At 69.0% G+C, this 16,669-nt stretch carries 18 protein-coding genes and 1 pseudogene; 4 read left to right on the forward strand and 15 right to left on the reverse strand.

Annotated features, from left to right (window positions below; all coding sequences use genetic code 11):
- Positions 1 to 2: 2 nt before the first annotated feature.
- Positions 3 to 1,040 carry an L-idonate 5-dehydrogenase gene (locus tag KHC28_RS18550; RefSeq protein WP_214009801.1) on the forward strand — a complete coding sequence of 346 codons (1,038 nt, stop codon included), beginning with the start codon at positions 3 to 5 and terminating at the stop codon, positions 1,038 to 1,040.
- 198 nt (positions 1,041 to 1,238) lie between these two features.
- A complete protein-coding gene (locus tag KHC28_RS18555; RefSeq protein ID WP_214009802.1) occupies positions 1,239 to 2,081 on the forward strand; it encodes a quinoprotein dehydrogenase-associated SoxYZ-like carrier in 843 nt (280 codons plus the stop codon).
- A gap of 98 nt (positions 2,082 to 2,179) precedes the next feature.
- Here the strand turns inward: KHC28_RS18555 and KHC28_RS18560 are convergent, their stop codons facing one another.
- The 11 genes and pseudogenes from KHC28_RS18560 to KHC28_RS18610 all read right to left on the reverse strand — a co-directional run bounded on the left by KHC28_RS18560 (position 2,180) and on the right by KHC28_RS18610 (position 10,643).
- Positions 2,180 to 2,500 (reverse strand): hypothetical protein, encoded by a 321-nt coding sequence (locus KHC28_RS18560; protein WP_312893271.1) that lies wholly within the window; start codon positions 2,498 to 2,500, stop codon positions 2,180 to 2,182.
- A 230-nt stretch (positions 2,501 to 2,730) separates the two neighbouring features.
- Positions 2,731 to 3,444 carry a hypothetical protein gene (locus KHC28_RS18565; RefSeq protein WP_246564945.1) on the reverse strand — a complete coding sequence of 238 codons (714 nt, stop codon included), beginning with the start codon at positions 3,442 to 3,444 and terminating at the stop codon, positions 2,731 to 2,733.
- Between the two features lie 20 nt (positions 3,445 to 3,464).
- Complete coding sequence (pqqE, locus tag KHC28_RS18570) at positions 3,465 to 4,616, reverse strand: pyrroloquinoline quinone biosynthesis protein PqqE (RefSeq protein ID WP_214009803.1); 1,152 nt, start codon at positions 4,614 to 4,616, stop codon at positions 3,465 to 3,467.
- Positions 4,613 to 5,668 (reverse strand): annotated as a pseudogene (gene pqqC / locus KHC28_RS18575) (pyrroloquinoline-quinone synthase PqqC). The gene pqqE and the pseudogene pqqC overlap by 4 nt, the downstream one beginning before the upstream one ends.
- Positions 5,665 to 6,609: a pyrroloquinoline quinone biosynthesis protein PqqB gene (gene pqqB, locus KHC28_RS18580; protein ID WP_214009991.1), complete on the reverse strand. Its 945-nt coding sequence runs from the start codon at positions 6,607 to 6,609 to the stop codon at positions 5,665 to 5,667. Before pqqB ends, pqqC begins: the two are co-directional and overlap by 4 nt.
- A gap of 57 nt (positions 6,610 to 6,666) precedes the next feature.
- Positions 6,667 to 6,744, reverse strand: coding sequence for a pyrroloquinoline quinone precursor peptide PqqA (gene pqqA / locus KHC28_RS28025; RefSeq protein ID WP_213354238.1), 78 nt, complete (start codon positions 6,742 to 6,744; stop codon positions 6,667 to 6,669).
- A gap of 192 nt (positions 6,745 to 6,936) precedes the next feature.
- Positions 6,937 to 7,638 carry a response regulator transcription factor gene (locus KHC28_RS18590; RefSeq protein WP_214009804.1) on the reverse strand — a complete coding sequence of 234 codons (702 nt, stop codon included), beginning with the start codon at positions 7,636 to 7,638 and terminating at the stop codon, positions 6,937 to 6,939.
- Positions 7,635 to 9,296, reverse strand: coding sequence for a sensor histidine kinase (locus KHC28_RS18595; RefSeq protein WP_246564949.1), 1,662 nt, complete (start codon positions 9,294 to 9,296; stop codon positions 7,635 to 7,637). Before KHC28_RS18595 ends, KHC28_RS18590 begins: the two co-directional genes overlap by 4 nt.
- Before the next feature lie 118 nt (positions 9,297 to 9,414).
- Positions 9,415 to 9,681, reverse strand: a complete 267-nt coding sequence (locus tag KHC28_RS18600) for a histidine kinase (protein WP_246564950.1) — start codon at positions 9,679 to 9,681, stop codon at positions 9,415 to 9,417.
- Positions 9,682 to 9,750: 69 nt separating this feature from the next.
- Positions 9,751 to 10,215: a cupredoxin domain-containing protein gene (locus KHC28_RS18605; RefSeq protein WP_214009805.1), complete on the reverse strand. Its 465-nt coding sequence runs from the start codon at positions 10,213 to 10,215 to the stop codon at positions 9,751 to 9,753.
- Between the two features lie 230 nt (positions 10,216 to 10,445).
- Positions 10,446 to 10,643, reverse strand: a complete 198-nt coding sequence (locus tag KHC28_RS18610; protein ID WP_246564951.1) for a hypothetical protein — start codon at positions 10,641 to 10,643, stop codon at positions 10,446 to 10,448.
- 533 nt (positions 10,644 to 11,176) lie between these two features.
- On the opposite strand from KHC28_RS18610, the gene fae reads away from it, so the two are divergent.
- Positions 11,177 to 11,683 (forward strand): formaldehyde-activating enzyme, encoded by a 507-nt coding sequence (gene fae / locus KHC28_RS18615; RefSeq protein WP_214009807.1) that lies wholly within the window; start codon positions 11,177 to 11,179, stop codon positions 11,681 to 11,683.
- A gap of 285 nt (positions 11,684 to 11,968) precedes the next feature.
- Here the strand turns inward: fae and KHC28_RS18620 are convergent, their stop codons facing one another.
- The 4 genes from KHC28_RS18620 to KHC28_RS18635 all read right to left on the reverse strand — a co-directional run bounded on the left by KHC28_RS18620 (position 11,969) and on the right by KHC28_RS18635 (position 15,018).
- The gene (locus KHC28_RS18620; RefSeq protein ID WP_312893253.1) at positions 11,969 to 12,703 is read right to left on the reverse strand and encodes an ABC transporter ATP-binding protein; all 735 of its coding nucleotides are present in this window, start codon (positions 12,701 to 12,703) and stop codon (positions 11,969 to 11,971) included.
- A complete protein-coding gene (locus KHC28_RS18625; protein WP_214009994.1) occupies positions 12,700 to 13,425 on the reverse strand; it encodes an ABC transporter permease in 726 nt (241 codons plus the stop codon). Before KHC28_RS18625 ends, KHC28_RS18620 begins: the two co-directional genes overlap by 4 nt.
- A gap of 85 nt (positions 13,426 to 13,510) precedes the next feature.
- A complete protein-coding gene (locus KHC28_RS18630) occupies positions 13,511 to 14,521 on the reverse strand; it encodes an ABC transporter substrate-binding protein (protein WP_246564952.1) in 1,011 nt (336 codons plus the stop codon).
- 11 nt (positions 14,522 to 14,532) lie between these two features.
- On the reverse strand, positions 14,533 to 15,018 hold the full coding sequence (locus tag KHC28_RS18635) for a DUF3280 domain-containing protein (protein WP_246564953.1): 486 nt from the start codon (positions 15,016 to 15,018) through the stop codon (positions 14,533 to 14,535).
- Positions 15,019 to 15,353: 335 nt separating this feature from the next.
- Here KHC28_RS18635 and pedA1 point away from each other — a divergent pair, with 335 nt between their 5' ends.
- A complete protein-coding gene (pedA1, locus tag KHC28_RS18640) occupies positions 15,354 to 16,598 on the forward strand; it encodes a lanthanide ABC transporter ABC transporter substrate-binding protein PedA1 (RefSeq protein WP_214009809.1) in 1,245 nt (414 codons plus the stop codon).
- Positions 16,599 to 16,669: the final 71 nt, after the last annotated feature.

Genomic DNA, 16,669 nt, shown 5'->3' on the forward strand with positions numbered 1-16,669 from the left:
CCATGCGTGCCATCGTCCTCCATGCCCCGCACGATCTTCGCATCGAGCCGATGCCGGCACCGGCGCCGGGACCGGACGAGGTCACGGTACGCATGGGGGCGGGCGGCATCTGCGGCTCCGACCTGCATTATTTCCACCAGGGCGGCTTCGGCACGGTGCGGCTGATGCAGCCCATGGTGCTCGGCCACGAGGTCGCCGGCACGGTGGCGGCGCTCGGTGCCAACGTCACCTCGGTGGCGGTGGGCGACCGCGTCGCGGTCAATCCCTCGCGGCCGTGCGAGACCTGCGAGTATTGCCGGCGCGGGCTGCGCAACCAGTGCCTCGACATGCGCTTCTACGGCAGCGCCATGCGCTTCCCGCACATGCAGGGCGCCTTCCGGGAGGAGATGACCATCCCGGCGGCGCAGGCGGTCAAGGTCGGCGCCGCGGTCGATCTCGGCCTTGCGGCACTGTGCGAGCCCTTCGCCGTGGCGCTGCACGCGGTGGCGCAGGCCGGCCCGCTCGACGGCCGCACGGTGCTGGTCTCCGGCTGCGGCCCCATCGGCTGCCTGGTGATCGCCGCCGCGAAGCTCGCCGGCGCCGCCGCGATCGTCGCCACCGACATCACGCCCGAGCCGCTGGCCATCGCCTCCAGGCTGGGAGCGACGCGCTGCGTCGACGTGTCCGGCGGCACCGACGCCCTCGCCGATCTCGGGCAGGACAAGGGACAGGTGGATGCCGCGCTTGAATGCTCCGGCAATGCGCGGGCGCTGGCGGGGGCCATCGGACTGGTGCGCCCGCGCGGCACGCTGGTGCTGGTCGGTCTCGGCGGCGACCAGCCGCTGCCGATGAACACCATCGTCGCCAAGGAGCTCGCCATAAAGGGTAGCTTCCGCTTCGACGAGGAGTTCGCCCGCGCGGCGCGGCTGATCTCGGACGGCGCGGTCGATCTGCGCCCGCTGCTCACCGGCAGCCTGCCGATCGAGGAAGCCGAGGCCGCCTTCGCCCTCGCCTCCGACCGCAAACGGGCGATGAAGGTTCAGTTCCGCTTCGGCGACTGAGCTGTCGGGAAGAAGTCGCCCTCTCCGCTCTGTCCGCGTGCCGCCGCGCGAGGAACGCATGGCGCTGCCGTCGAAGGCGGCCAGCCCGGACCGGGCCGCAAGTCGATTTGACCTGCAATCCACGGCATGCCGGCCTATGATGGGAACTTGAACCGCCGGGCGGAAAACGACCCGGCGGGCATACCGGGAGACAAAGCCATGCGCCTCGCCAAGGCGACCTTCAAGGCGACCCTCGCCACTCTGGTTGTGGCGGCCACGCTGCTCGCCGCCTTCACCGCCGCCAGCTCGGCGCAGGAAGCGGGCGCCGACGCCACCTGGCAGGCCCTGAAGCCTGACGTGTTCGGCGAACGGCCGGTCGTCGACGCCGGGCCGCTGATGACCCTCACCGCGCCGGTCCGGGCGGAGGACGCCGCCATGGTACCGGTCGAGATCGCCGTGGCGCTGCCGGCCGGCGACACCCGCACGGTGCAGAAGCTCACCCTGATCGTCGACGAGAACCCCGCTCCCGTCGCCGCCACCTTCACCTTCGGCGGCGAGCGCCGCGACCTTACCCTCGCCACGCGCCTCCGGGTCAATTCCTACAGCTATGTGCGGGCGGTGGCGCAGCTGTCCGACGGCTCGCTGCAAATGGTGCAGCGCTTCGTCAAGGCGTCGGGCGGCTGCTCGGCACCGGCGATGAAGGATGAGGAAGCGGCGCTGCGAAACATCGGACAGATGAAGCTGCGGCTGGTCCAGCCCGGACAGCAGGGCGACGCCACCCAGGCGAACCGCTTCTCGCGTGTCCAGCTGATGATCCGGCACCCGAACTATTCCGGCCTGCAGATGGACCAGATCACCCGGCTCTACATTCCCGCCAAATATGTCGACCGCATCGAGGTGAAGCAGGGCGACGCGCTCATCCTGTCGATGGAGGGCGGCATCTCGCTGAGCGAGGACCCGAACCTGCAATTCTCCTACGAGCCGACCGGGCAGCAGATCCATGTCGATGCCGGCGACACCGACGGGCGCAGCTTCGAGGGCGAGCTGAAGCCGGCCGGCTGACGCACCGCGTCGCTCGCGACGCGTCGAAGATCACAGCTCCGCATAACGCGAACGGCGCCCTTCGCAGGAAGGGCGCCGTCGTCATTTGCAGCGGGCGATCAATAGAAGCAGGTCACCTCGGCCTCGGCCTGGGCGCGGCGCAAATCGGCGACGATGTCGCGGAACATGCCGGTGGCGCGGAACACCTCGGCCTGCTGGCCGGCCACCTGGCCGACGCTCATGATCGTCTCCGCCTCGACATATTTCTCGTAAGGCAGGATCGTCGCGATGGTGTCGATGGAGCAGGAGCACTTCTCCAGCGCCGGCCGGGTCTGGCCGTTGGCCGCCATGCAGCCGAACACATAGTCGGCCCGCGCCACGGTCGGGTAGTCGTTGATGAAGCCGGGCGGCACGTTGGCAACCGGCGCCGGCCGGCTCACCCCCGCCGGCCCGACCAGCAGCTGGGCGGGATCGTCGCCCGCCGGCGCGCCGGGCGCCGCGGCCGGGGATGGCGGCGCGCCCTGCTGGGCGGAGGCGGCGCCGCCGGCGAGGGACAGGCAAAGGCCGAAGGCGGCCGCGACCAGAATGCGCATGGCATGGCTCCCGTTCTTCGCCGTTGGCCGGCGTTCTGCGTTCTCCGGCCCGCGCGCGCGGGGCACGGGTTGAAGGCTCATTTCGCCGCCGGCGAGGCCGCGGCGTCGGAAAGCGTCATCTTGGTCTCGATGAGGTTGCCCTTGCCGTCCGCCTGCGGCGTCACCACCCGGATGGCGTAAAGCCCGCCCGGCACCGTCTCCGAGAACAGGAACTCGTAGCGCCGGTTGATGATCTCCGCGAGCTGCTGCTTGTGCGGGTCCTTGGCAAAGGGCTCCATGCTCATCTTCCAGCCCGAGACGGTCTTGCCGCCATAGTCGAAGCTGGCCGGCTCCACAGCCGCCTCGCCCAGCGCGGTGCGCAGGCGGTTGCGGATGTAGAACGGGCTGCCCTTGCTGAGATCGGTGATCTCCTTGGCCTCGCGCTCCATCAGCACCAGCGTCAGCGGGTTGCTCAGCGCGGGGAACGGGCCGGCGCCCTGGTCGGCGTTGCCGCGGCGTATGTCGACCTTGGCGACCTGCTTGGAGGCGTCCTCCTCAGCCGGCATCAGCGTCAGCTTCATCTTCTCGTCGAAGCTGTCGCCGAGATCCTTGCGCGCCGTGGTGTGGGCGTAGTCGTAGGAGAGCGTCGTGCCGCTCGGCAGCTTGGCGAGATAGGGGGTCTCGAAGAACAGCTCGACCGGGCCCGGCTGGGCGATCGCCGCCCGCACCGGCAGCACGGCGGTGCCCGCGAGCACCGGCAGGGTCGCGACGAGGGCGAGGCGGAGCAGAAGAGGACGGGACATCAGGCGCATGCGTATCTCCGGGGAAGGCGTCACTGCGCCCGGTCGGGCGCGGTGAAGCGGCGATAGTCGTATTCCTCGACGCCGGCAGCCGCGTCGGCCTCCGCCAGCGCCAGCAGATGGGCATGCAACGGCGATTTGTGGCAGGCGGGATCGGTGGCCGCCGCGTCGCCGGCGATCGCCATCGCCTGGCAGCGGCAGCCGCCCCAGTCGATTTCCTTGCGCTCGCAGGAACGGCACAGCTCCGGCATCCAGTCGGTGCCGCGAAAGGCGTTGAAGGCCGGCGAGGCCTGCCAGATCTCGGCGAGCGAGTGCTCGCGCACGTTCCAGAAATCGAGGCTGGGGATCATCTCGGCGGCGTGGCAGGGCAGCACCTTGCCCGAGGGGGTGACGTTCAGCGACTGCCGGCCCCAGCCATTCATGCAGGCCTTGGGGTATTTGGCGTAATAGTCCGGCACCACCGCGTCGATGGTCAGCACGCCCTTCAGCCGTACCCGCGCCTCCTCCACCACGTCGAGCGCCTTGAACACCTGCTCGCGGGTCGGCATCAGCGCGCCGCGGTTGCGCAGCGCCCAGCCGTAATATTGCGCATGGGCGATCTCGATGCGCTTGGCGCCGAGCGACAGCGCCAGCTCGAGGAAGTCGGGGATCTGGTGGATATTGGCCCGGTGCACCACCGAATTGATGGTCAGCGGCAGGCCGAGCCGGCGCACCTCGCGGGCCACCGCCAGCTTGCGCTCATGCGCGCCCTTGAAGTTCGACACATGGTCGGTCACTTCCGGCGTCGCGCCCTGGAAGGACAGCTGCACATGGTCGATGCCGGCGTCGGAGATCGCCTGCAGCCGCTCCGGGGTGACGCCCACCCCGGCGGTGATGAGGTTGGTGTACAGCCCGACCTTCACGCAGTGGCGGATCATCTCCTCGAGATCGCGGCGGGCGGTCGGCTCGCCGCCGGACAGGTGCACCTGCAGCACGCCGAGCTTCGCCGCCTCCGAGAAGACGCGCAGCCACGTCTCGGTGTCGAGCTCGACGTTGCGGCGGTCCAGCTCGACCGGGTTCGAGCAATAGGGGCACATCAGCGGGCAGCGATGCGTCAGCTCGGCCAGCATGCCATAGGGGATCGGCAGCGGCGCCCGGAGCGGCGCCGGCTCGGCGTGGGGAGCGACGTTCACCCTCTCATTCATGGGCTCACCTCCACCATGCCCTTCTCGACGAGGCCGGCGAGGAAGGCGTCGACATCGGCGGCGACGCGCCCGCGCTCCACCGAGAAGGCGAGAATCAGGTCGTCGATGATGGCCTCGATGGTGCGCTCGCCATCGACCCGCTTGAGGATCTCCACCGCCACCGGGTCGGGCTGCAACACCCGCTCGGGCGCCAGCAGCACCCATTGGCCGCGCGCCTCGTCATGGCGCAGCCGCACGCCGCGGGCGAGCTTGGGGACGCCGTTGGCGGGGAGCCGGGTGCTGGTGGTTTCCGCGGTCATTCAGGCCTCCAGTGCAACCCGCGTGTCCTCCGCCGCGAAGGCGCCGGGATAGGGCATCGCCGGATCGACATAGGCGAAGTAGAGCGCGTCGAGCTGCACCCACAGCACGTCGCATTTGAATTCCAGCGCCCGGATCGCCGCCTGCTGCTCTTCCGGCGTGCGGGCGTGGCGCTTGACGTAGTCGAGCGCGAAATCGGCATCGCGCGGCGCCTCGGTGAGGCGCTTGTCGAAATAGGCCAGCGTCTCCTTGGAGACGAAATCATAGTTCTTCAGCATGCCGGCGACACGCTCGCCGATGATGCCGGGCGAGAACATCTCCGTGAGCGAGGAGGCGATGGCCTCCAGCAGCGACTTGTCGCGCACGAAATGCACATAGGCGTCGACGGCGAAGCGGGTGGCCGGCAGCAGCCCGGCGAGCGAGGTCACGTAGTCGCGGTCGAGGCCGAGCCCGTCGGTCAGCTTCAGCCAGCGGGCGATGCCGCCCTCGCCTTCCCGGTCGCCGTCATGGTCGATGATGCGCTGGCGCCAGATGCGCCGCAGCTCCGGGCTCTCGATCCGCGCCAGCACGGAGGAATCCTTCACCGGGATCATCGCCTGATAATAGTAGCGGTTGAGCGCCCAGGCCTGCACCTGTCCGAAGCTCAGCTCGCCGCCATGCAGCAGCTTATGGAACGGGTGCAAATTGTGATAGCGGCGCCGGCCAACGTCGCGCAGCCGCGCCTCCAGTTCCTCCGGCGAGAGCAGCGTCGTCATGATGCGGTCTCCATCGTCGTGCGCGCCGGCACGACCTCCAGGCCGTCTTCGCCGATCTCCCATCCCGCCGCCTCAGCGGCGAGGCGTTCGGGCGAGCCCTCGATCAGCACGGGGTTGGTGTTGTTGATGTGCACATAGATCTTGCGGCCGACATCGAGGCCGGCGAAGGCGGCCATCGAGCCGCCCGCCCCCGACATCGCCATGTGGCCCATGCGGGCGCCGGTCTTGGTGCCGACCCCGGCGCGGATCATCTCGTCGTCCTGCCACACCGTGCCGTCGAACAGCACGGCATCGGCACCGGCGATCCGTGCCGCCAGCGCCTCAGTCATCCGCGCGCAGCCGGGGATGAACAGCACCCGCGAGACGCCGTCGCTGAGCTCGACGCCCACCGTCTGCTCGCCTTCCAGCGTGGTGTCCACCGCGCCATGCGCGGCGATCTCGCCGGCTTCCAGATAGAGCGCGATCTTGCCCGGCACCGAAAAGATCTCCGCCGTCACGCCCTCGACCAGCTCGAAGGCGGTATCGAGCCCGACGGGCCGGCGCGTCACCACACCCTCGGCGAGAACGTCGAAGACCGGGTTGGCGCGCAGCCCGCCATGGATCGCCGCCGTCGCCAGCAATGCGAAGGGCTGCCCCTCGCGCAGGCTGAGCAGGCCGGCGACATGGTCGATGTCGGCATTGGTGAGCAGCACGGAGGCCACCGGGGTGTGCCGGCGGCCGCGTTGCGGCTGCAAGGCCGGCAGGGACTGGATCTGCGACAGGATCTCGGGCGCGCAGTTGATAAGCGCCCAGCTTTCACCGTCGGCGCTCACCGCGAGGGAGGTCTGGGTTCGCCGTCGGACGCGCGGGTCGCCTTGCCAGGCGAGCGTGCAGACCGGGCACCGGCAGTTCCACTGCGGGAAGCCGCCACCGGCCGCGGAGCCGAGAACCATCAGCCGCAAGCGGGGCGAGCGTTCGGGCATGATGCTGCCTCGGAGGCCCGCCCCGCCCCTTTGAACTCAGAAGTCCGCCGGCATATAGGCGTTGACTTCGAGACCGACGCACACTTCGACGATACGCGGGGTGTTCCAGGCCATTTCCACTTCCTCCAGGTTAAACGTCTCTCTATACTTTTCTAAGAAGTTTATAAGAGACAATCGCCACTTATCTTTCGCGGCGAGAACAATATTAGTGTGATCACTTCGACAGTCGACGTCAAGAAGAAGTCTGGAACTCTTCGCGTCTTCCCCTGGCACCGCAGTGCAGCAGCCTTACACCACCGCGCGCCGTCAGCTGGCCTTCGGCTCGGCTTTCGGCTCGAACATGAAGCCGCGGCCGCGCACCGTTACGATCAGTTGCTCGCCGCCGGCCAGCGCCTCGCCGAGCTTGTGGCGGAGATAGCCGACATAGACGTCGACCACGTTCAGCGACGCCCCGCCATGGCCGGCCCACAGCGCGGCGAAGATATCGGCGCGGGCCAGCGGCTCGCCCTCATGGCGCATCAGCAGGGCGAGCAGTTCCACCTCGCGCTCGGTCAGCCGCACCCGCGCCTCCCCCGCCTGCACCTGCCGCACCTCCAGGTCGAGGGTGAGCGGCCCGACGGTGAGCAGGCGCGGCTCCTCGTCGCCGGCGCTGCGGCGCAGCGCCTGCACCTTCACCCGTGCCAGCAGTTCCTCGAAGGCGAACGGCTTGATGATGTAGTCGTCGGCGCCGGCGAGCAGCCCCTCGGTGCGCTCGTTCACGCTGGAGCGGGCGGAGAGCATGATGATCGGCGCGGTCTGGCCGGCGGCCCGCAGCGCCTTGCACACCTCGATGCCGGAGCGGCCGGGCAGCATCACGTCGAGGATGATCGCCTCCGGCACCTTGCCGTTGGCCGCCTTCAGCGCGAGGTCGCCGTCGCCCACCAGTTCCACCTGGTAGCCCTCCGAGGCGAATCCCCGGCGCAGCAGCGAGCCGATATCGGCATCGTCCTCGACGATCAGGATGGTCATTGGGCAGGCTCCAGCGTGACATGCGGCAGGATGGCGGGCAGGCGGATCGCGACGCAGGTTCCCGGGCCATCCCCGGCGGACGGGCCGCCTTCGTCCGGCGCCAGCGGTGCGCCTACCCGGCTTTCGATGGCGATGGAACCGCCATGCCGCTCGACGATCCATTTCGCAAGTGCGAGACCGATGCCGAAACCGCTGCCCTCCCGGCCACTACCCGTACCGCGCCAGAAGCGTTCGAAGACGTGCGGCAGCTCGTCGCGGGGGATGCCCTCGCCCTGGTCGCGCACCCTCAGCACGACCTCGCCGGCCTCTTCCGCCGCCTCCATCCGAATCGTGCCGCCGGGAGAGGAATGCCGCACGGCATTGGCGACCAGCCCCTCGATCACCTGCCGCAGCCATTCGCGGTCGGCCTCCACAGTCAGCCCGGCGGCCTGCGCGCGCTCCAGCGTCAGCTGGCGGGCGGCGGCGAGCGGCGTCACTGTCTCGGCGGCTTCGGCGAACAGGGCGGCGATCGCCACGGGACGGCGCTCCAGCTCGATCTGGCCGGTTTCGGAACGGGCGATGCGCAGGAGATCCTCGACCCGTCGATGCAGCCGGCGCGCCCGCGCCTGGATCACCTGCAGCGCCGCGCGCATGTCGTCCGGCCGCGGCGCGGCGGGGCGCAGCGTGACCTCGGCCTCGCCGAGGATGACCGTCAGCGGGGTGCGCAATTCGTGGCTCACATCGGTGAAGAAGCGGCGGCGGGCGAGGTCGACATTCTCCAGCCGCTCATTGGCGCCGCGCAATTCGGCGGTACGGGCGTCGACGATCTCCTGCAGCCGCTGCTGGTCGGCGACGAGGCGGGCCTCGCGACGGGCGAGCTGCATCGCCATGCGGTTGAAGCGCGCCATGGCGAGGCTGAGCTCGTCATGCCCGGTCACGGTGAGGCGGGTATCGGTGCGGCCGCGTGCGACCTCGGCGGCGGCGGCGGAGACGTCGGCCACCCGCCGGATCAGCGAGCGGCCGAGCCGGTGATAGATCAGCGCCGCCAGCAGCAGCGCGAGCACCACGCCGGCGATGCCCCAGCGCAGCGTACGGGCGCGCAGGTCGCGCACCGCCTGCTGCGCCGCCTGGGCGGCGGCACGCTCCTCCTCGATGGCCTGGCCGAGCGGCGCGCCGAAGCCGGCGGCGAACACGTCGAGCGCCACCCGCACGCCGACGGCGCGCTGCGGCGTGATCATCGCCGCCTTGACCCGCTGGTCGAGCATCTCGAACTGTGCCCGGAGGCGGGCGATGGTGCGGCTGCGCGCCGCCATCAGGGTGCGCTGCTCCTCGTCCGCCTGGCGCGCCACATCCTCGCCGAGCGCCATCCCGAAGCGGCGGAACGCCTCGCGGGCGCGGTCGCCGGCGGCCGGCAGATTGCCGAGGCCGTCCGGCGCCTGCGCGGCCTGCAGCGCCACCAGCGCGTAGTCGCCGATGCGGCCGGAAAGGCCGGAGAGCAGTTCCAGCCTCTGCTGGGCGGAGGCCAGCCGGTCGACCTCGCCATTGACGAAGCCGAGCACGGCGACCAGCGCGGCGGCCGAGACCGCCGTCACCAGTACGGATACCGCAAGCAGCAGCGCCATCCGCGCACGCAGCGCGGACAGGCGCATCCGCAGCGGAGAGAGGGATAGGCGCGGCATTCAGGCAGCTTCCCGGATCGAGCTCCTCTCGCGAGGAGTTCCGATGATTTCATGTCCGGCGAGGCAACGCACGCTGCGGCGCAGCACGCGCGACCTCACCTCATCCGGGGTGCCGGCGTCAGCCCTTTACCGCCTTCTTGCCGTCGTTCACGAAGTCGAGGCACTCGTCATATTCCTTCTCGCCGAGCTCGCGCTCGGCGCCCTTGAGCGCCTTGTTGATCTTGTCCAGCGTCGCCTTGGGCGGGTTCTTCGCCGCCTCGGCCTTCAGCAAGGCGATGCCGGCCGAGCAGTCCTTCGCCTCGTCCGCCGAGGCCGTCAGCGTCAGGCCGAGGCCGAACGTCGCCGCCAGCACGGCTCCGGCGGCATAGCGCGTGAAAAGTCGCATCGTATCCTCCCCGTCCGCCGGTCTTTGCCGGCGCGTGCATGTCATTGAGCGGAACAGGCGGCAGCGCGGCTATTTCACCGTCAGCGTGCCGTGCATGCCCTTGTCCTTCAGGCCCTCGATCCACCACTCGAAGGTGCCGGTGCGGATCGGCACGAATTCGAGCGCGATGGTACCGGCATCGTCGAACTCGATGTGGTGCGGCGCGCCATAGGGATGGATTTCGAGGTGATTGATGACGATCTGGTTCATCCAGATGTTCCGGAAGAATTCCGGCGCCATGAACTTGTATTCCTTGCCGCCGTTCGACGTCACATTGAGACGGTACGACTTGCCGCCTTCCATGGTGATGTCCTTCACCGGCACGGTGAAATCGTTGCCGTTGGTGTCGCCGAGCACGATTTCCGGCAGGTCCTGCCGTCCCTTGGCGAGATCTCCCGCCATCGCGCCGCTCACGGTCGCCACACCGGCGGCTAGTCCCAGCAAGCCGGCAGCGATCAAGCCAATGGCCGCGCGACGGCCATGCCCGTCCTTCATAGCTTCCTCCTGACGTTTTCTTGGCACCGAACCCGCGCGCCGCCGTGACGGCGGGACGAGTCGAGCCGGGATATATTTCCCGTCAGGGAGCCTATGAGGGAGCCGTACTCCTGTCTAGAAGATTGATTCTTATGAATATTTTATGATTTCGCCTCGGACGTCGTCTCGGCCGGGACCGCCTGGCATCCCCCCGCCCGATGCCGTGGCACCGGGTGGGGCGAGGGTCGGCGTCAGATATCCTTGCCGGCGGCGCCCGGGCGGCCGCAGCGCCACTTGGTCACGCGCCATTTGGGGTGGCTTTCCGACCATTCGGCGATCACGGGCTGGGCGCCCATGATGCATTGGGTGGGGAGGGAAACCTGCTCGACATTCAAGGACACGGCTTCTTCCTTGCACACGCCGGGCGAGGCGATCAGGCAGATGGACAAAATGAGCTCCATAGCGGGACCCTTTAAAGTGTGGACCTGAGCTACCCGAGCGTTTCCCCTTAGACGCTTCGTCGATTAGCAAATGGCATGCCAGCAAAACGAGCCTGACCAAAGCCGCGCGCTTTTGCCCCGGACACCGTACCCCGACGCCGTATCGGCGCGCCCGTCCCCCGCCCCCCGGCGCGGTCGTGCGGACGCCCGGCCGGCGGCGATCAAGGATTGGGCGCACCCCATCGCCCCCTGACTAAACGCTGATCACGGCCGAAATGCGCGGCCTATGGTCGCGACACGACCGCCGCATCGGCGCGCCTGCGGCGAAACCTCGTCGCGAGCGGCGCAAAAGCGGCTCAAAAGCAACGATTGCAACGACGTCCCCCTTGCGGGAAGTCGCGAAGCGGAACTAGTCTTCGCCCGTCTGGTCGCGCTATCGGGCCAACCGGTTTGGTGTTTCAAACGCTGCAACAAAGATAGCCGGGACATCGGAGAGGGGCACCCCGCCCTTCTGATGAGCAACCCCGTTTGGGAGGATTAAGATGGCCAAGATCAACAAGGTTCTGATCGGTGAATCGCTTGTCGGCGACGGCAATGAAGTGGCCCACATCGACCTCATCATCGGCCCGCGCGGCAGCGCGGCGGAAAGTGCCTTCGTCAACGCGCTGACCAACAACAAGGACGGCTTCACCTCGCTGCTCGCGGTGGTGACCCCCAACCTGCTGGCCAAGCCCAACACCATCCTGTTCAACAAGGTCACCATCAAGGACGCCCGCCAGGCCGTCCAGATGTTCGGCCCCGCCCAGTACGCCGTCGCCAAGGCGGTGGTGGATAGCGTTGCCGAGGGCGTCATTCCCGAGGAAGAAGCCGACGACCTGTTCATCTCGGTCGGCGTGTTCATCCACTGGGAAGCGGCCGACGACGCCAAGATCCAGCAGTACAACTACCAGGCCACCAAGGAAGCGCTCGCTCGCGCCATCAACGGCCAGCCGACGGTGAAGGAAGTCGTCGCCGGTGCCGCCAGCGCCAAGCATCCCTTCGCGGCTTAGATCGGAAGCAGCCCTGAGCAGAAAATACCTCCGCCCGCGGCTCCTTTGCCGAAGGGCCTGCTTCAGCGGTTGGCGGCGATCTTCCTCGACAAATGAGGGTGGTCCGCCACTCTCGGCTCGTGCGTAACCAAAGCGGCCCAGCCGCTTGAATGACCGCCGACTTCCGGGCCCGGGGTTTCGACCTCGGGCCCTTTTCATATGCGTTGGCTGATAGATAACCGGAATTTCTGAAGTCCGGCCTGAACCAGGCCGACCGTGCCGCCGTGCCCGGTTCCCGCCGCGGGCTCAGCCGAACACCGCCCGGCGCCGCTCCTCCACCGCCTCGGGCAGGCGCCGTTCCTCCGCGCTCAGCCCGACCGGGATGTCGGCGACGATCCGCGCCGGCACGCCGTCGAGCCGCACGATGCGGGTGCCGAGTTCGACCGCCTCGCGGCTGTCATGGGTGACGAACAGCACCGTCGCCGGCCGCCGCGCCAGCAGCCGGCGCAGCAGGTCGCGCAGCCGCGCCGCACCGGCCTCGTCGAGCGAGACGAAGGGTTCGTCCATCAAAAGCACGTCGGGATCGAGCACGAAGGCGCGCGCCAGCGCCACCCGCCGCTGCTGGCCGAGCGACAGCCGCTCGGGAAAGGCCTCCGCCTGCTCCTCCAGCCCGACCTCGCGCAGCATCGCCATCGCCTTTTCCGCCGCCTCAGGATCGCCGCCGAGCGGCAACGCCACATTGTCGCGCACCCGGCGCCAGGGCAGCAGCCGCGGGCTCTGGAAGGCATAGGCGATGCGTGGTCCCTCGGCGGAGAACGACCGGCCGGGTGGCGGCTCGAAGCGTGTGCTGCCGGCGAAATCGTGGTCGAGGCCGGCCACCATGTTGAGCAGCGTCGTCTTGCCGAGGCCGGAGGGAGCCAGCAGCACGAGGAAACTGAACGGCACCACTTCCAGCCGGAACTGCTGATAGACAAGCCGTGCCGGCCCGCCGGCGGTGGCCGGGAAGCGCTTCTCGGCGATATCGAGGATGATGCCGGTCACCGGCGCCACCGGTTGGCGTGGCGCTCCCAGGGCTGGATCAGCGCCAGCTCGATCAATTGCACCACCACGGTGAAGGCCAGCGCATAGGCGAGCACGGTGGCGACGTCGAACAGCTGGAACGCAGTCTGCAATTCGAAGCCGACGCCGTTGGAGCGGCCGAGCAGTTCCACCACCAGCACGATCTTCCAGGTGAGGGCGAGGCCGGAACGCGCGCTGGCGGCGAAGAACGGCGCGAGCTGCGGCAGCACCACGTGGCGCAGGGTGCGCAGGCGCCCGAAGCGGTAGACCAGCGCCATCTCGTCGAGCTCGCGCGACAGCGCCGCCGCCCCCTCGCGCAGCGTCACCGCGACATTGGGGATCTTGTTCACCGCCACGGCGGTGATCGCCGCCGCCTCGGTGAGCCCGAACCAGACATAGCAGAGGATGATCACCACCAGCGCCGGCAGGTTCAACAGCACGATCAGCCACGGGCCGAACACCCGGTCGAGCGCGCGGGAGCGGCCGAGCGCGATGCCGATCGCCGAGCCCACCACCATGGCGACGAGGAAGCTCGCCGCCACCCGCCCGAGCGTGATCAGGATGTTGCGCGGCAGGGCGTAGTCGGCGCTGGCGCGCAGCATCGCCTCGGCGACCGCCGGCGGGCCGGGCAGCAGCGGCGAGGCGACGATGAGCGCCGCCACCTGCCAGGCCAGCGCCAGCAGCACCAGCGAGACCAGCGTCATGGCGGTGCCACTAATGCCGGAGCGTGCCGCCTCCCGGCGCTCGTCGCCGGCGCTGGCCGTGCCGCTGCGCAGGAAGCTCACGGTCTCAGTCCTTCGACAGCGCGAACAGCCCGGCGTCGAAACCGGGCTTCGGCCCGACCAGCTCGGCCCCGCCGATGCCGGCCAGCACCTCGTAGAGCTTGGCGCAGGCGGCGACGCCGGCCGCGTCGAACGGTCCGGGCATGCCGGCGCGGTAATAGTCGCGCAGTTTCACGAACTCCGCCTCGTCGGCCGCCTGCATCAGCGGACGAAGGCGCTCCCACGCCGCATCGGAGGACGCCAGCACACGATTGGCCGCCGCGCTCGCGCGGAAGAAGGCGGCGAGCTGCCCGCCCTTGGTCGTGGCGGTCCGCTCGCGCCAGACGAAGCCGACCAGCGGCGGCGTGGGCGCGATGCCGAGTCCGGCCACCACGTCCTTCATGTCGATCAGCCGGGAGAAGCCCTGCGCGTCCAGCCGCGCGGCGAAGGGCCAGAAGGTCAGCGCCGCGTCGATGCGCCCGAGCGAGAGCTGCTGGTTGATCAGCGGCGGCGCGCCATAGACCGGCTCGGCGTCCTTGGCGAGGTCGAGGCCGGCCGTGCGCTGCGCATAGGCGCGCAGCAGCAGCCAGCTCTTGTCGAGCGCCCCGCCGGCGACGCCGATCTTGCGCCCCTTCAGGTCGGCGATGGCGCGCACCGGGCCGCCCGCGGCCACCATCAGCGCGCCCAGCGCGTTGGAGAACGGCGCGAAGCGCAGATCCTCGCCCTCCTGCCGGCGCCGCATCGCCCACAGCCAGTCGCTGACGATCAGGTCGATGTCGCCGGCCTGCAGCGCCACCGTGGTCGCCTGTCCGCCGGCGAAGTCGATGGTCTCCATCGCCAGCCCCTCGTGGGCGGCGATGCCCTCGGCGCGGATGGTCTCGGTGAGCCAGTTGAGCGTGCCGAATTTCAGCGAGCCGATGCGCAGCGCCGGCTCCTCGGCGGCGCGCGCCCCACGCGGCGCCAGCGCGAGCAGCAGCGGCGCCGCGAGCAGCGCCCGCCGGCTCGGCCGGATAGTGTTCATGGCGCCCTCGCCCTTCATGCCTTCGTTCCTCACGGCGCCGCCCTGCCGGTCAGCGGCGGATCGAGCAGGCGGTTGCGTATCAGATAGGAGATGCCGCGCATCCAGGATTCGTCGGTGTTGTTGCGGATATCGGCGCTGCCGGCGCGCAGCACCTTGCCGGTCTCGACATCGCGCAGCTGGAAATTGATGTTGAGGATGAGGTTGGACACCTTCTGCACCAGCCCGATCACCTCGATGTCGGCGCCGAGCGCGCGGGCGATCGGCAATTCGCAGCTGTTGCAGTTGCGGAACGGCGCGGCATCCTCGATTCGCGCCGCCTGCGGGGCGAGGTCGATCACCTCGTAGCCGGCGGCGGCGAGGCGCTGGCGCATGTCCTGGGTGATGAGGTCGAGCCGGTGCCGCTCCTCCGGCTTCGGCCCGCCGGGGCCGGCCTCGCCGCTGGTGTCGAGCAGTTCGAAGCCGAACACCGCGACCCGCGTCGCCGCCTCGGCCGGCGCGGCCAGGGGCAGGGACATCAAGCCGAGGCCCATGGCCAGGCCGCATGCCGCCCGGAGCGAGCGTAGGCGGCGATTGGACGGTCGTTGAGGGTTCATCGGGCGACCTCCCGCTCAGCTGCGCCTGTTGTCGCGGTGATCATATCCCGGCGCCGACCGGCGGCAAGACATCCGCTTCACTTTTCCGTCAGGAAGCCGGGTGATTTCCAAATATAGCGGAGAAATTCTTCCCGCTTATTAATTTCTTATGGAACTTAAACTGTTGAAGACTTCCGGGCGTTTGATAATCTTCTTTCAAAGATAACCAAAGGTCAGGCGCATGAACGCTTGGCCGGAATAATACGGGACGGACGCTCATGAAACGGATGGTCGGCGCTGCGGCGGCCAAAGCCGTGCTGGCTGTTGCCATACTGGCGATGGCCGGCATGCCCCTGCCCGCCTCGGCGCAGCAGGAAACGCCGGCGCCCGCCCCGACGGCACCCAAGCCGGCCGCGGCGGCGACGCAGAGCTTCCGCATCGGCCTCGTCCGCCAGATGCCGGAGCTGCCGCCCTGGATTGCGCCGCTCACCGCGCCGCCGGAGAATCTCGGCGTCGCCGGCGCCGAGCTCGGCATTCGTGATGCGCTCGCCTCCGGCCGCTTCCTCAAGCTCGACTACACGCTCGCCACCGAGATCGTGCCGACCGATGGCGATCCGCTGCCGGCGGCGCAGCAGCTCGCCGACGCCGGCAATGGCTTCATCCTGCTCGACGTCCCGGCCGCCCAGCTCATCCGCATCGCCGACGCGCTGAAGGACAAGGACGTCCTTTTGATCAATGTCGGCGCGCCGGACGACAGCTTGCGCCAGCAGGATTGCCGCGCCAACGTGCTGCACGTCGCGCCCAACCGCGCCATGCTCACCGACGCGCTGGCGCAGTTCCTGATGACCAAGCGCTGGCGCAACTGGTTCCTGTTCACCGGCCGCACCGAAGGCGACAAGCTCTATGCCGAGTCGGTGCGCAATTCGGCGAAGAAGTTCGGCGCCAAGATCGTCGCCGAGAAGGTCTGGGACTACGGCCCGGACGCCCGCGCCACCGCGCAGTCGGAAGTGCCGCGCGCCACCCAGGTCGGCGAGTACGACATCCTCGTCGTCGCCGACGAGCAGGGCGAGTTCGGCGACATCCTGCCCTACAACACCTGGCTCGCCCGCCCGACCGCCGGCACGCAGGGGCTGATGTCGCTCGCCTGGCACCCGACCATGGAGAACTGGGGCGCCTCGCAGCTGCAGAACCGCTTCTTCAAGCAGCACCAGCGGATGATGCAGCCGCTCGACTTCCAGATGTGGGAGGGCGTGTTCGCCGTCGCCTCGGCCGGGATGAAGACCCGTTCCAGCGAGGTCGGCAAGATCCGCGCGCAGCTCCTCGCGCCCGACTACGACCTGCCGGTGTTCAAGGGCGTGGCGGCGAGCTTCCGCCCCTGGGACCACCAGCTGCGCCAGCCGATCCTGCTCACCCACGCCACCAACACCGTCACGCTGTCGCCGCAGCAGGCCTATCTGCACCAGCGCACGCCGCTCGACACGCTCGGCTTCGACCAGCCCGAGAGCCGCTGCAAGTTCAACTGAGACCATTCAACTGAGATCTCGCAACCGAGCCTTCGCCCGAACAGAAGCCGCAGGACGAGGCGCCAACCGAG

It is taken from the genome of Ancylobacter sonchi, from assembly GCF_018390695.1.
Lineage (GTDB): Bacteria > Pseudomonadota > Alphaproteobacteria > Rhizobiales > Xanthobacteraceae > Ancylobacter > Ancylobacter sonchi.